This window comes from Streptomyces maremycinicus, from assembly GCF_001184025.1.
GTDB classification, from domain to species: Bacteria; Actinomycetota; Actinomycetes; order Streptomycetales; family Streptomycetaceae; genus Streptomyces; species Streptomyces maremycinicus.
In genome coordinates this window covers 39047-51842 of record NZ_BBYG01000009.1, presented here as the reverse complement: position 1 = coordinate 51842, position 12796 = coordinate 39047, and the positions used below count along the sequence as shown (strand labels likewise).

Genomic DNA, 12796 nt, shown 5'->3' with positions numbered 1-12796 from the left:
ATGGCGGTGCCCTGGCAACGGGCGCGACGGCGGAAGAGCCGGGTGGGTACGGAAGAGCAGGTGGCCGCGGAGGAGCCGGGCGGTACGGAAGATCGGGTGGCGCGGAGGACCGGGTGGCGCGGAGGACCGGGTGGCGCGGAGGACCGGGATCGGTGGGGAGGACCGGGATCGGTGGGGAGGAGCCGGGCGGTACGGAAGGTCGAGGCGGGTGAGGAGGAGCCGGGCGGTGAGGAGGAGCCGGGCGGTACGGAGGATCGAGGCGGGGTCAGGAGACCGTGGGCGCCGGTCCCGTGCTCGCCCGGACCGTCAGTTCCGGCGCGATCAGCACGACCTCGTCGCTGACCTGCCCCTCCAGCTTGGCGACGAGACGTTCCACGGCGTGCCGGCCCATCTCCTGTGCGGGGATGGCGACCGACGTCAGCCGCACCGAGGCCTGGACGGCGACCTGATCGGGGCAGATCGCCACCACCGACACGTCCTCCGGCACGGCGCGGCCCTGCTGGCGCAGCAGGGCGAGCAGCGGCTCGACCGCCGACTCGTTCTGCACGACGAACCCGGTGGTGCCCGGCCGCTCGTCCAGGACCCGGGCCAGCGTCACGGCCATCGCGTCGTAGCCTCCCTCGCACGGGCGGTGCAGCAGCCGCAGGCCCAACTCCTTCGCCCGGTACCGGAGCCCGTCGAGCGTGCGCTCGGCGAAGCCGGTGTGCCGTTCGTAGACGGCCGGCGCCTCGCCGATGACAGCGATGTCACGGTGCCCGAGCATCGCCAGGTGCTCCACGCACAGCGCGCCGGTCGCCGCGAAGTCCAGATCGACGCAGGTCAGGCCGGAGGTGTCGGCGGGCAGTCCGATCAGCACCGAGGGCCGGTCGGTGGAGCGCAGCAGCGGCAGCCGCTCGTCGTCGAGCTCGACGTCCATCAGGATCATGGCGTCGGCGAGCCCGCTGCCGGTGACCCGCCGGACGGCGTCGGGGCCCTCCTCGCCGGTGAGCAGCAGGACGTCGTACCCGTGGGTGCGCGCGGTGGTGGCCACCGCGATGGCGATCTCCATCATCACCGGCACATAGATGTCGGTGCGCAACGGGATCATCAGCGCGATGATGTTCGACCTGCTGCTCGCCAGGGCGCGGGCGCCCGCGTTCGGGTGGTAGCCGAGTTCCCGGATGCTCTGCTCGACCCGCTGCCGGGTGGTCGTGGAGATGGACCGCTTGCCACTGAGGACATAGCTCACCGTGCTCGCCGACACTCCGGCGTGCTGGGCGACCTCGGCGAGGGTGACCATCCAGCTCTCCAAGTTTTTGTGAAGCGCTTCGACAGTGCGCAGGGCGAACAGGGGCGGGTGAGGGTGGTTCGACAGTAGCTCTAGCGGGAGTGGGTGTCCATAGGTTGTCGAAGCGCTTCGATAGCGGGTTGTGGGGGATTGGTGGAGAAGAGTACGGCAAGCTTTTCCGGCCCCCGCGACCACCACTCGTTCGGCGCAGGCTCCGCACCGTCCGCCGACGGGTCCCCGGCGGCGGAGCCGGTGCCGGGGCCCTCTGGGTCGACGGGCCGTCCGGGCCGCCGCGTGCGTGGCCGGCAGCGGCCGCAGGCACGCGCGTGGGGTGGCCACCTCGCCCCGGATCGGGTACCAACGATCGAGTAGCACCCATCGGTAACCAATGTGGCCCGAGATCCCGATTCGCGGCGAGGTGAGCCTCATGTCCGCACCACCCCTCAAGAAACCCACTGTCACCGAGCGTGAGGCCCGTCAGGTCGCCGAGGCCGCTCGGGAACAGGACTGGCGCAAACCCAGCTTCGGCAAGGAGCTCTTCCTCGGCCGCTTCCGGCTGGACCTGATCCACCCCCATCCGCTCCCCACCGACGAGGCCGTCCGGCGCGGCGAGCAGTTCCTGACGAAGCTCCGGGCCTTCGTCGAGACGAAGGTGGACGCGGCTCTCATCGAGCGCGAGGCCCGCATCCCCGACGAGGTGATCAACGGGCTCAAGGAGCTCGGGGCCCTCGGCATGAAGATCGACCCCAAGTACGGCGGCCTCGGTCTCACCCAGGTCTACTACAACAAGGCGCTGGCCCTGGTGGGCTCCGCCAGCCCCGCGGTCGGCGTCCTGCTCTCGGCGCACCAGTCGATCGGCGTGCCGCAGCCCCTGAAGCTGTTCGGCACCCCGGAGCAGAAGCAGCGGTTCCTGCCGCGCTGTGCCCGCACCGACATCAGCGCCTTCCTCCTCACCGAGCCTGACGTCGGCTCCGACCCGGCGCGGCTCGCGACGAGCGCGATCCCGGACGGGGACGACTACATCCTCGACGGGGTCAAGCTCTGGACCACCAACGGCGTGGTCGCCGACCTGCTGGTCGTGATGGCCCGGGTCCCGAAGAGCGAGGGCCACCGGGGCGGCATCACCGCCTTCGTCGTGGAGGCCGACTCGCCCGGCATCACCGTCGAGAACCGCAACGCCTTCATGGGCCTGCGCGGCATCGAGAACGGCGTGACCCGTTTCCACCAGGTGCGGGTCCCGGCCGCGAACCGTATCGGCCCCGAGGGCGTCGGTCTGAAGATCGCCCTGACCACGCTCAACACGGGACGGCTCTCGCTGCCCGCGTCCTGCGTGGCGGCGGGCAAGTGGTCGTTGAAGATCGCCCGCGAGTGGTCCGCGGCCCGCGAGCAGTGGGGCAGGCCGATCGCCCGCCACGAGGCCGTCGGCGCGAAGATCAGCTTCATCGCGGCGACCACCTTCGCCCTGGAGGCGGTGCTCGACCTCTCCTCCCAGATGGCGGACGAGGACCGCAACGACATCCGGATCGAGGGCGCGCTGGCCAAGCTCATCGCCTCCGAGCTGGGCTGGCGCATGGCCGACGAGCTGGTCCAGATCCGCGGTGGCCGCGGCTTCGAGACGGCCGCCTCGCTGGCCGCCCGGGGCGAGAAGGCCGTCCCCGCCGAGCAGGTCCTGCGCGACCTGCGGATCAACCGCATCTTCGAGGGCTCTACGGAGATCATGCACCTCCTCATCGCCCGCGAGGCGGTCGACGCCCATCTCTCGGTCGCCGGCGACCTGATCGACCCGGACAAGTCCCTCCAGGACAAGGCGAAGGCGGGCGCCAACGCGGGCGTCTTCTACGCCAAGTGGCTGCCGAAACTGGTCGCGGGGCCGGGCCAACTTCCGAACTCCTACGCCGAGTTCAAGCACGGTGTCGACCTCTCCCCGCACCTGCGGCACGTCGAGCGGCACTCCCGCAAGCTGGCCCGCTCCACGTTCTACGCCATGTCCCGCTGGCAGGGCCGGATGGAGACCAAACAGGCCTTCCTCGGCCGGATCGTCGACATCGGCGCCGAACTGTTCGCGATGAGCGCGGCCTGTGTGCGCGCCGAACTGCTGCGCTCGCGCGGCGAGAACGGCCGGGAGGCCTACCAGCTCGCCGACGCCTTCTGCCGCCAGTCCCGGATCCGCGTCGACGAGCTCTTCGGCCGGCTGTGGAGCAACACCGACGACGTGGACGGCAAGGTCGTCAAGGGCGTCATGGCCGGCACCTACGAGTGGCTGGAGCACGGCATCGTGGACCCGTCCGGGGACGGCCCCTGGATCGCCGACACCACACCGGGACCCAGCGCGCGGGCGAACGTCCACCGTCCCGTCCGCTGAGCGGGCGCCGGGGCGTGAGTCCGCCGAGGTGCGCGGACTCACGCCCCGGCGGCGGCACCGTCCCCGCCTCCCGGTGCCCTCCTGGTCAGCACCCGGACCACATTGGTGGGAACGGTGATCACCCGGCTCCTGGCCCGGGTGGTCACCGCCAGTTCGACCCAGCGCGGCATCGGATCCGGCGGCAGGGCGGCACCGGCCCGCAGCTCGAGCCGCCTGAGGAGCTGCGACTCCAGCTGCCACAACGCGATGTCCAGGCCGCCCTCGGGAACGTCGTACGACAGCGTCCGGGTGAACTCGGACTCCGTGTTCACCGAGATGGTCGACCTGGTGAGCCGCGACCACTGCGCGCTGGCCTGCGCGGCGAGGAACGGGATGTCCAGCTTCGCCTCGAGACCGATGGTGGTCGCGAGTTCGCGGGCGGTCTCCTCGGTGACGCCGACCCGGACCGTGCGCTCGTCGGTGAACTGGCCGGGCCCGTCGGCGGACACCACCCACAGCAGCCGCCAGCGCTGCACATGACCGAGCCGGAAGGTCAGCGCCTGTGAGGCCGCGCTCAGCTGCGTCGGCGCCAGGGTGTCGAAGCACGGCTCCCGCGCGAGCAACCGACGGGTGAACGGGGGCGCGGAGATGCTGCGCGAGACCAGCCAGGCGGACTGGCGGTGCTGGAGCTCACCGAGCGCCGCACCCACCGACTCGCCCAGGAAGCCGGGGGGTTCGCGATGGGTCAGGGCGATCGTGCGCCGGTTCGTGGTCGCGCTCATGGCCGCGGTCCGTTCTGCCCGCCCCGGGCGGGCGGCCCGGCGCGCCGGTGCTGCGCCCGGTGGTGGAGGTCGGCCGCGCACCGGGCGATGGACTCCACCGCCTCGAGCGCGAAGGCGAGATCACCCGACCGGTCGCCGGTGAGACTGACCTCGAGGGTCTGGCCCCCGGCGACGGTCACCTTCAGCAGTCCGTCGGTGGTGTGCGTCGAGGTCGGGTACAGCACGTGCAGGGTCACCGGGACCCGGCCGGCCCAGACCACCTGGCCGGTCACCGCGATCCGGTCGGAGCGGACGACATGGCGCAGCCCCCCGTACTTCGCTATCAGGTCCCGGTCACGGGCCAGCCGCTCCTGGCCCTGCGGCGAGTCGGTCCAGCCCGGGACCGACAGCGGCGCGTTCCCCTGCGCCGCCGGACCGGGGACCGCGAGGGTCCCGCCCGCGCCGCCCGCCGGGCCGGTCGGGGCCGGCGGCCCGTCGGCGACGATCAGGTTCTCCGGCGCCAGCTCGTAGTAGTGCTTGTCGCCCCGGACGAAGAGGAAGTGCCGGGCCGACGCGAATCCACGGCTGTCCGTGCCCAGGCTGGCGAAGAAGAAGTCGTGGTTGTGCCCCTGCGCGTTCACCGTCTCCCGGTATCCCTCGATGTCCCCGGGACTCAGGCTGCGCAGCTGGTTGGGATGGTGACTGTGCCAGCTGCCCAGATGCTCGATCTCGGGGTACCGCTTCTCCAGCCGCCGGAACTCCTGGATCTGGAACTCGGTGTCGCCGCGGTGGAACGTGGCGGTGCGGTCCGCCCGCGGCCCGTCGTCGATGTAGTCCACCACGTGCAGTTCCAGCCGTTCCATCGCCTCCTGGCGCTCGTCCAGCCGCTCCGCGCGCTTGGTGCCCCGGATGAAGCCGACGTACTTGCCGCCCACCTCCACCTCCGGGTTGCCGAGGATCTCCTGTGTGAAGCGACGCGTCACCCCGGGCCCGACGAAGACCCGTAGCGTGGCGGGGCATTTCTTCCGGGCTGTTCCGAACATCTCCACCGTCCTCACTCGCTGCCCGTGTCGGGCTCGGTGGCCGGTCCACAGGCGAGATGGCACCCGGTGAGCGGCCGGAGCAGGATGCGCGTGTTGTCGTACGCGTTGCCGAACAGCCCCTCGGCCCTGCGGATGCCGACGGTCAGCCAGTTGAAGCTCGGCTGGAGCAGATACCGCGAGTGGCGCCCGCCGAGCAGCGAGAGCACGTAGTGGGCGTGGTACGAGGCGATGATGGAGATGTCGGCGGCCAGCCCGGAAGCCGCGAAGTCGGTCTCGCCCAGGCCGTAGATCCGCTGCTGTTCCTCGTCGGTGAGTTCCAGCCAGTCGTCGAGGTCCAGGCCCCGGTCCATGCAGAACTTCAGCTTGCAGTCGTGGCAGCCGGTCTCGCCCGGAAGGTAGGCGTAGACCTCGCCGCCCAGTCCGGTGCGGAACACCATGCCGAAGACACACGGGACGCGGGCGCGTACACACAGCTCGTTGACGTAGTTGCGGGCCACCGCGTCGTCGACCGCGCACACCACCAGGGTCGCCCCGGCGATCGCCCGCTCGATCTCGGGGGACCGGGTGACATCGTGCGCGAAGGCGTCGACCCTGCTCGCCGGGTTGCGGTCCAGGAGCCATTCGGCGGCGATGTCGGTCTTGCGCCGCCCGAGGTCGCTGCGCCGCGCCGGGTGCTTGACCAGGTTCTCCGGCTGGAGCACGTCGGGGTCGAACAGCGCCCAGTCGCGGATGCCGCACATGGCCAGGCGCTCCATGACCACGGTGCCTCCGCTCCCCAGGCCGGCCAGCACGATCCTGGCCCGGCCCAGTGCGGAGGTGTCGAGGAGATAGTCGATGCGGGACGTGTCGAGCACCGCGTCAGCGGTCATACCAGGACCTCCTCGGATGCCCGGTGGCCCCTGCTAATGGGGCTGCTGCGGGCCCGGCCATACCTGCCTGTCGACCCAGATCTCGTACTTGTTGAGCCAGATCGCCGCCTTCGCGACCACGGCCGCCGCGGAGAAGAAGGAGGACCACTGCCTGCGACGCATCACACAGATCGTGCCGTCGGCGTACATGTGCGGGTTCTTCACCGGCGTCCAGCCGTGCGGCCAGACCTGGGGAAGGCTGTGCGGGTAGCCGTCGGGCAGATCGATCCAGATGTCGTACCGGGTCCCGGCGAACGTCCGCAGCGGGCCCCTGGCGACCGCCCACGTGCCCGCGCGCGGTGTCGTCGCGTCCAGGACGAACTCCGGGAAGTGCAGCGCCAGGATGCGTCTCTCCTCGGCCAGCCGGCCGCCCACCGGATCGGCCCCGATCACCAGACTGCGGGTCACCTTGATGTCCCCCGCCCCGCCCGGCACGTCAGGACCGGCCCGTGGGGGAGTACTCCCCCTTCTGGTCGGCGATGCCGACGATCGGCTTGTTGACGAACCCGGCGGGCGACTTCCCGACGGCGTAGATGTTGCCGTCCTCACCGACCTCCACGAGGTCGTTGTCACCCAGCGAGGACAGCAGTTGCTCCGCCTCTGCGCGGCTCGTCATCCAAACCCCCCGATCGATCCGCGGATCCTGCGCCGAAAGCTAGCGGCACGTAGAGGTGAACTGCCAACGAAATAGGCGAAACGGTCCTTACGGGAAACAGCACGAAAAAATAAGTACAGCGGACGATATGAGAGACGCGTCACCGACCAGGTTCGGCCATGCGGGACGGGGCGTACGCGACCGGTGGACCCTCCCGGGGGACACCCCGGTCCTGCCGCGCACCCGTTGCGGCAACAATGGGGGGATGAGCGACAGTCCAGCCCCCCTCGCCGACCCGCACCTCGTCTACGACCCGGTCGCGGGCGACGGCCCGAAGGACGTGGTGATCCTCGGCTCCACCGGATCGATCGGCACCCAGGCCATCGACCTCGTGCTGCGCAACCCGGACCGCTTCCGGGTGACCGGCCTGTCCGCCAACGGCGGCCGGGTCGCCCTCCTCGCCGAGCAGGCCCGCAGGCTGCGGGTGCGGACCGTCGCGGTCGCCCGCGAGGACGTGGTGCCGGCCCTGCGCGAGGCCCTCGCCGCCGAGTACGGCACCGGGGAGCCGCTCCCCGAGATCCTGGCCGGCCGGGAGGCCGCCACCCAGCTGGCCGCCTCCGACTGCCACACCGTCCTCAACGGCATCACGGGCTCCATCGGTCTCGCGCCCACCCTCGCCGCCCTGAAGGCGGGCCGCACCCTCGCGCTCGCCAACAAGGAGTCGCTCATCGTCGGCGGCCCGCTGGTCAAGGCGCTCGCCCAGCCCGGCCAGATCATCCCGGTGGACTCCGAACACGCGGCCCTCTTCCAGGCCCTCGCCGCGGGCACCCGCGCGGACGTCCGCAAGCTCGTCGTCACCGCCTCCGGCGGCCCGTTCCGGGGCCGTACGAAGCAGCAGCTGGCGAACGTGACGGTCGAGGAGGCGCTCGCCCACCCCACCTGGTCCATGGGCCCGGTGATCACGATCAACTCCGCCACCCTGGTCAACAAGGGCCTGGAAGTCATCGAGGCGCACCTGCTCTACGACATTCCCTTCGACCGCATTGAGGTCGTCGTGCATCCCCAGTCGTATGTCCACTCGATGGTGGAGTTCACGGACGGATCGACGCTGGCCCAGGCGACGCCCCCCGACATGGGTGGGCCGATCGCCGTAGGTCTGGGCTGGCCCCGGCGTGTCCCCGACGCGGCCCCCGCCTTCGACTGGAGCACGGCGTCGACGTGGGAGTTCTTCCCGCTCGACAACGAGGCCTTCCCCTCGGTGAACCTCGCCCGCCACGTGGGCGAGCTCGCGGGCACGGCCCCGGCGGTGTTCAATGCCGCCAACGAGGAGTGTGTGGAGGCGTTCCGCAAGGGCGCGCTGCCGTTCAACGGGATCATGGAGACCGTCACCCGGGTCGTGCGCGAGCACGGCACGCCGGCGACGGGAACTTCACTCACCGTGTCGGACGTCCTCGAAGCGGAGACCTGGGCACGGGCCCGGTCCCAGGAACTGACGGCTACCGCGGAGGCGCGTGCATGACAGCCCTGATGATGATCCTCGGCATAGTCGTCTTCGCCGTCGGCCTGCTGATCTCGATCGCCTGGCACGAGCTGGGGCACCTGTCCACGGCCAAGCTCTTCGGCATCCGGGTGCCGCAGTACATGGTCGGCTTCGGTCCGACGATCTTCTCCCGCAAGAAGGGCGAGACCGAGTACGGCGTCAAGGCCATCCCCTTCGGCGGCTACATCCGCATGATCGGCATGTTCCCGCCGGGCGACGACGGCCGGGTCACCGCCCGCTCCACCTCACCGTGGCGCGGCATGATCGAGGACGCCCGCTCGGCCGCGTACGAGGAGCTCCAGCCGGGCGACGAGACGCGCATGTTCTACACGCGCAAGCCGTGGAAACGGGTCATCGTGATGTTCGCGGGCCCCTTCATGAACCTGGTGCTCGCGGTGGGCCTGTTCCTCACCGTCCTGATGGGCTTCGGCGTCCAGCAGCAGACGACCACCGTCAGCTCGGTCTCGCCCTGCGTCATCGCGCAGAGCCAGAACCGCGACGAGTGCAAGTCGACCGACCCGGCCTCCCCGGCCGCGGCCGCCGGCATGAAGCCGGGCGACAAGATCGTCTCCTTCGCCGGTCAGCGGACCGACGACTGGGACACGCTCTCCGACCTGATCCGGGTCAGCGCCGGCAAGGACGTGGCCGTCGTCGTCGAGCGGGGCGGCAGGGAACTGACCCTGCACGCGACCATCGCCACCAACCAGGTCGCCAAGAAGGACTCCGACGGGACCTACGTCCAGGGCGAGTACATCAAGGCGGGCTTCCTCGGCTTCGGCGCGGCCACCGGCGTCGTCAAGCAGGACTTCGGCGACTCCGTGTCCTGGATGACCGACCGGGTGGGTGAGGCCGTCGACTCCATCGCCGCCCTCCCCGGCAAGATCCCGGCCCTGTGGAACGCGGCCTTCGACGGCGCGCCCCGCGAGCCCGACTCGCCCATGGGCGTGGTCGGCGCGGCCCGCGTGGGCGGCGAGATCTTCACCCTGGACATCCCGGCCTCGCAGCAGCTGGCCATGGCCGTGATGCTGGTCGCGGGCTTCAACCTCTCCCTGTTCCTCTTCAACATGCTCCCGCTGCTGCCCCTTGACGGCGGTCACATCGCGGGCGCCCTGTGGGAGTCCCTGCGCCGCAACGTGGCGAAGGTCCTGCGCAGGCCGGACCCGGGCCCGTTCGACGTGGCGAAGCTGATGCCGGTGGCGTACGTGGTGGCGGGCATCTTCATCTGCTTCACCGTGCTGGTCCTCATCGCGGACGTGGTGAACCCGGTGCGCATCTCGTAGTCACCCGCTCTTCACACGCGGTTCGCGGCGGCCCGGGACGATATGTTCCGGGCCGCTTTCCGTCGAGCGGGTTTGACGGCGTCGGGGTCGCCCCGTCGGGTGGTTCGAGGTGGGGGAGTGCCCGCGCCCGGGCCGGTGCCGTAATCTCGAAGCCTGGAACCCGCCTGAAGACGGGACCTGGGCCTTGATCCACGACTTGGGGTTGCACAGCAGATGACTGCGATTTCTCTCGGCATGCCGTCCGTTCCGACCAGGGTTGCCGAGCGCCGGAAGAGCCGGCAGATCCAGGTCGGATCCGTGGCGGTCGGCGGAGACGCCCCGGTGTCCGTGCAGTCGATGACCACGACCCGTACCTCCGACATCGGCGCCACCCTCCAGCAGATCGCGGAGCTGACCGCCTCCGGCTGCCAGATCGTGCGGGTGGCCTGCCCCACCCAGGACGACGCGGACGCGCTGGCGACGATCGCCCGCAAGTCGCAGATCCCGGTGATCGCCGACATCCACTTCCAGCCGAAGTACGTGTTCGCCGCCATCGAGGCGGGCTGCGCGGCGGTCCGGGTGAACCCGGGCAACATCAAGCAGTTCGACGACAAGGTCAAGGAGATCGCCACGGCGGCGAAGGAGCACGGCACGCCGATCCGTATCGGCGTCAACGCCGGCTCGCTGGACCGCCGTCTGCTCCAGAAGTACGGCAAGGCGACCCCCGAGGCGCTCGTCGAGTCCGCGCTGTGGGAGGCCTCCCTCTTCGAGGAGCACGGCTTCCGGGACATCAAGATCTCGGTCAAGCACAACGACCCGGTGGTCATGATCGAGGCGTACCGGCAGCTCGCCGCGCAGAGCGACTACCCGCTGCACCTCGGTGTCACCGAGGCGGGCCCGGCGTTCCAGGGCACGATCAAGTCGGCGGTCGCCTTCGGCGCCCTGCTCTCCCAGGGCATCGGCGACACCATCCGCGTCTCCCTGTCGGCCCCGCCGGTCGAGGAGGTCAAGGTCGGCAACCAGATCCTGGAGTCCCTGAACCTCAAGCAGCGCGGCCTGGAGATCGTCTCCTGCCCGTCCTGCGGCCGCGCCCAGGTCGACGTGTACAAGCTGGCCGAAGAGGTCACCGCGGGCCTCACGGGCATGGAGGTCCCCCTCCGTGTCGCCGTCATGGGCTGCGTCGTCAACGGCCCCGGCGAGGCCCGCGAGGCCGACCTCGGCGTCGCCTCCGGCAACGGCAAGGGGCAGATCTTCGTGAAGGGCGAGGTCATCAAGACCGTCCCCGAGTCGAAGATCGTGGAGACCCTCATCGAGGAGGCCATGAAGCTGGCCGAACAGATGGAGGCCGCCGGCACCCCGTCCGGCGAACCGTCGGTCTCGGTAGCGGGCTGACGCCGCCCTCTGCGCCGGGCCGGCTCCAAGCTTCCGAGCCGGGCCGGCTGCGATCAGCCCGTCCGGCGTTCGAGGACGAGGCCGTTCAGGCCGACAGCGCGGGTCCGGGGGCGGCAGCCCCCAGGGGCCCGGGCACCGACGCGACGGTCACGGCAGACGAACGCAGCCTGAACACGGGTCGGCACCGCCCAGCTTCCGCGGGTACAGTGCGGGGACCAGCAGACCTGAGTGTGAGGCCCCGCGCGTGTTGACCCAGACCACCTCCCGGGTCCTCGAACCGAGCGACCTGGACGCCGCGCTCGCCGTCCTCGACCGCGAGCCGGTCGCCAACGCCTTCGTGACGTCCCGGGTACAGGTCGCGGGCCTCGACCCGTGGCGCCTCGGCGGCGAGATGTGGGGCTGGTACGAGGACGGCATGCTCACGTCCCTGTGCTACGCGGGCGCCAACCTCGTCCCGATCTGCGCTACCCCGCGAGCGGTACGCGCCTTCGCCGACCGCGCCCGCCGGGCGGGCCGCCGCTGCTCCTCGATCGTCGGCCCCGTCGAACCGACCACCCGGCTGTGGCGCCTCCTCGAACCCCACTGGGGCCCGGCCCGTGAGGTCCGCGCCCAGCAGCCCCTCATGGTCACCGACCGCATGTCCACCGACATCGCCCCGGATCCCTACGTCCGCCGCATCCGCAAGGACGAGATGGACACGATCATGCCGGCGTGCGTGGCGATGTTCACCGAGGAGGTCGGCGTCTCCCCGATGGCCGGCGACGGAGGCCTGCTCTACCAGGCCCGGGTGGCCGAACTCGTCGGCTCCGGCCGCTCGTTCGCCCGGCTCGACGACCGGGGCAAGGTCGTCTTCAAGGCGGAGATCGGCGCGGCGACCTCCCACGCCTGCCAGATCCAGGGCGTGTGGGTTGCCCCGGAGTACCGGGGGCAGGGCCTCGCCGCCCCCGGCATGGCGGCGGTGCTGCGCTACGCCCTGGCCGACGTGGCCCCGGTGGTCAGCCTCTACGTGAACGACTTCAACACCGCGGCGCGGCGCACGTACAGGAGGGTGGGCTTCCAGGAGGTCGGCGCCTTCATGAGCGTCCTGTTTTGACACCCCTGTAGGCTCCCCGCCATGGACCTCGTGATCGGCCCCCTGGACCTCCCCGCCCATGTGGACGAGGCCCTGGCCGTACAGGCGATCGCCTTCGGACTGGGCCCCGACGAGGTGGCCGTACGCCGGCAGATCGTCCTGCGTCACATGGCGCACCCGGGCGCGAGGGCCTTCGGCGCGACCGTCGGGGAGCGGCTCGTCGGCTTCGTCTACGGCATGCCCAACGACCGCACCCACTGGTGGTCGACGGTCGTACAGCCCTACCTCCGGGCCCAGGGCAACGAGCACTGGCTGGACGACTCCTTCGTGATCACGGAACTGCACGTCCACCCCGCCCACCAGAACCGCGGCGCGGGCCGCGCCCTGATCACCACGATCACCGACACCGCGACCCAGCCCCGCTCGATCCTCTCCGCGATCGACACCGAGAGTCCCGCCCGGGCGCTCTACCACTCGCTGGGCTACCAGGACCTGGCCCGCCGGGTGCTGTTCCCCAGCGCCCCCCGCCCCTACGCGGTGATGGGCGCCCCGCTCCCCCTCCTGCGCGCGTAACGGATTTCCGGCGCGCCACGCTCCCGGCTAACCTCCTAGCCATCA

General features: G+C 70.8%; 12 protein-coding genes. 6 read left to right on the top strand and 6 right to left on the bottom strand.

Going from position 1 to position 12796, the window contains the following annotated elements; all coding sequences use genetic code 11:
* Positions 1 to 265 precede the first annotated feature (265 nt).
* Positions 266 to 1279 (bottom strand): LacI family DNA-binding transcriptional regulator, encoded by a 1014-nt coding sequence (locus tag AOQ37_RS04800; RefSeq protein WP_062641589.1) that lies wholly within the window; start codon positions 1277 to 1279, stop codon positions 266 to 268.
* A 415-nt stretch (positions 1280 to 1694) separates the two neighbouring features.
* Here AOQ37_RS04800 and AOQ37_RS04795 point away from each other — a divergent pair, with 415 nt between their 5' ends.
* Complete coding sequence (locus AOQ37_RS04795; protein WP_062642437.1) at positions 1695 to 3629, top strand: acyl-CoA dehydrogenase family protein; 1935 nt, start codon at positions 1695 to 1697, stop codon at positions 3627 to 3629.
* 38 nt (positions 3630 to 3667) lie between these two features.
* On the opposite strand, the gene AOQ37_RS04790 is transcribed toward AOQ37_RS04795, so the two are convergent.
* From AOQ37_RS04790 to AOQ37_RS40325, 5 genes are read right to left on the bottom strand one after another with little or no spacing between them, the layout of a single operon-like run.
* Complete coding sequence (locus tag AOQ37_RS04790) at positions 3668 to 4390, bottom strand: hypothetical protein (RefSeq protein ID WP_062641586.1); 723 nt, start codon at positions 4388 to 4390, stop codon at positions 3668 to 3670.
* Positions 4387 to 5412: a hypothetical protein gene (locus AOQ37_RS04785; RefSeq protein WP_062641584.1), complete on the bottom strand. Its 1026-nt coding sequence runs from the start codon at positions 5410 to 5412 to the stop codon at positions 4387 to 4389. The genes AOQ37_RS04790 and AOQ37_RS04785 overlap by 4 nt, the downstream gene beginning before the upstream one ends.
* Before the next feature lie 11 nt (positions 5413 to 5423).
* Positions 5424 to 6281 carry a ThiF family adenylyltransferase gene (locus AOQ37_RS04780; RefSeq protein ID WP_062641582.1) on the bottom strand — a complete coding sequence of 286 codons (858 nt, stop codon included), beginning with the start codon at positions 6279 to 6281 and terminating at the stop codon, positions 5424 to 5426.
* Positions 6282 to 6314: 33 nt separating this feature from the next.
* The gene (locus tag AOQ37_RS04775) at positions 6315 to 6728 is read right to left on the bottom strand and encodes a type II CBASS E2 protein (RefSeq protein ID WP_159401304.1); all 414 of its coding nucleotides are present in this window, start codon (positions 6726 to 6728) and stop codon (positions 6315 to 6317) included.
* A gap of 28 nt (positions 6729 to 6756) precedes the next feature.
* The gene (locus AOQ37_RS40325) at positions 6757 to 6936 is read right to left on the bottom strand and encodes a hypothetical protein (protein WP_062641574.1); all 180 of its coding nucleotides are present in this window, start codon (positions 6934 to 6936) and stop codon (positions 6757 to 6759) included.
* 244 nt (positions 6937 to 7180) lie between these two features.
* Here AOQ37_RS40325 and dxr point away from each other — a divergent pair, with 244 nt between their 5' ends.
* The 5 genes from dxr (at position 7181) to AOQ37_RS41975 (ending at position 12751) form a co-directional block, all read left to right on the top strand.
* Positions 7181 to 8434 (top strand): 1-deoxy-D-xylulose-5-phosphate reductoisomerase, encoded by a 1254-nt coding sequence (gene dxr / locus AOQ37_RS04765; RefSeq protein WP_062641572.1) that lies wholly within the window; start codon positions 7181 to 7183, stop codon positions 8432 to 8434.
* A complete protein-coding gene (locus AOQ37_RS04760; RefSeq protein WP_062641570.1) occupies positions 8431 to 9735 on the top strand; it encodes a M50 family metallopeptidase in 1305 nt (434 codons plus the stop codon). The genes dxr and AOQ37_RS04760 overlap by 4 nt, the downstream gene beginning before the upstream one ends.
* A gap of 213 nt (positions 9736 to 9948) precedes the next feature.
* Positions 9949 to 11106, top strand: a complete 1158-nt coding sequence (gene ispG / locus AOQ37_RS04755; RefSeq protein ID WP_062641568.1) for a flavodoxin-dependent (E)-4-hydroxy-3-methylbut-2-enyl-diphosphate synthase — start codon at positions 9949 to 9951, stop codon at positions 11104 to 11106.
* Between the two features lie 244 nt (positions 11107 to 11350).
* On the top strand, positions 11351 to 12199 hold the full coding sequence (locus tag AOQ37_RS04750; RefSeq protein ID WP_062641565.1) for a GNAT family N-acetyltransferase: 849 nt from the start codon (positions 11351 to 11353) through the stop codon (positions 12197 to 12199).
* Positions 12200 to 12220: 21 nt separating this feature from the next.
* Positions 12221 to 12751: a GNAT family N-acetyltransferase gene (locus AOQ37_RS41975; RefSeq protein ID WP_062641563.1), complete on the top strand. Its 531-nt coding sequence runs from the start codon at positions 12221 to 12223 to the stop codon at positions 12749 to 12751.
* Positions 12752 to 12796: the final 45 nt, after the last annotated feature.

What these genes read in the sequence shown, in the direction of transcription:
- AOQ37_RS04800 (WP_062641589.1), bottom strand. Translation starts at nt 1,279, where the DNA reads ATGGTCACCCTCGCCGAGGTCGCCCAGCACGCCGGAGTGTCGGCGAGC.
- AOQ37_RS04795 (WP_062642437.1), top strand. Translation starts at nt 1,695, where the DNA reads ATGTCCGCACCACCCCTCAAGAAACCCACTGTCACCGAGCGTGAGGCC.
- AOQ37_RS04790 (WP_062641586.1), bottom strand. Translation starts at nt 4,390, where the DNA reads ATGAGCGCGACCACGAACCGGCGCACGATCGCCCTGACCCATCGCGAA.
- AOQ37_RS04785 (WP_062641584.1), bottom strand. Translation starts at nt 5,412, where the DNA reads ATGTTCGGAACAGCCCGGAAGAAATGCCCCGCCACGCTACGGGTCTTC.
- AOQ37_RS04780 (WP_062641582.1), bottom strand. Translation starts at nt 6,281, where the DNA reads ATGACCGCTGACGCGGTGCTCGACACGTCCCGCATCGACTATCTCCTC.
- AOQ37_RS40325 (WP_062641574.1), bottom strand. Translation starts at nt 6,936, where the DNA reads ATGACGAGCCGCGCAGAGGCGGAGCAACTGCTGTCCTCGCTGGGTGAC.
- dxr (WP_062641572.1), top strand. Translation starts at nt 7,181, where the DNA reads ATGAGCGACAGTCCAGCCCCCCTCGCCGACCCGCACCTCGTCTACGAC.
- AOQ37_RS04760 (WP_062641570.1), top strand. Translation starts at nt 8,431, where the DNA reads ATGACAGCCCTGATGATGATCCTCGGCATAGTCGTCTTCGCCGTCGGC.
- ispG (WP_062641568.1), top strand. Translation starts at nt 9,949, where the DNA reads ATGACTGCGATTTCTCTCGGCATGCCGTCCGTTCCGACCAGGGTTGCC.
- AOQ37_RS41975 (WP_062641563.1), top strand. Translation starts at nt 12,221, where the DNA reads ATGGACCTCGTGATCGGCCCCCTGGACCTCCCCGCCCATGTGGACGAG.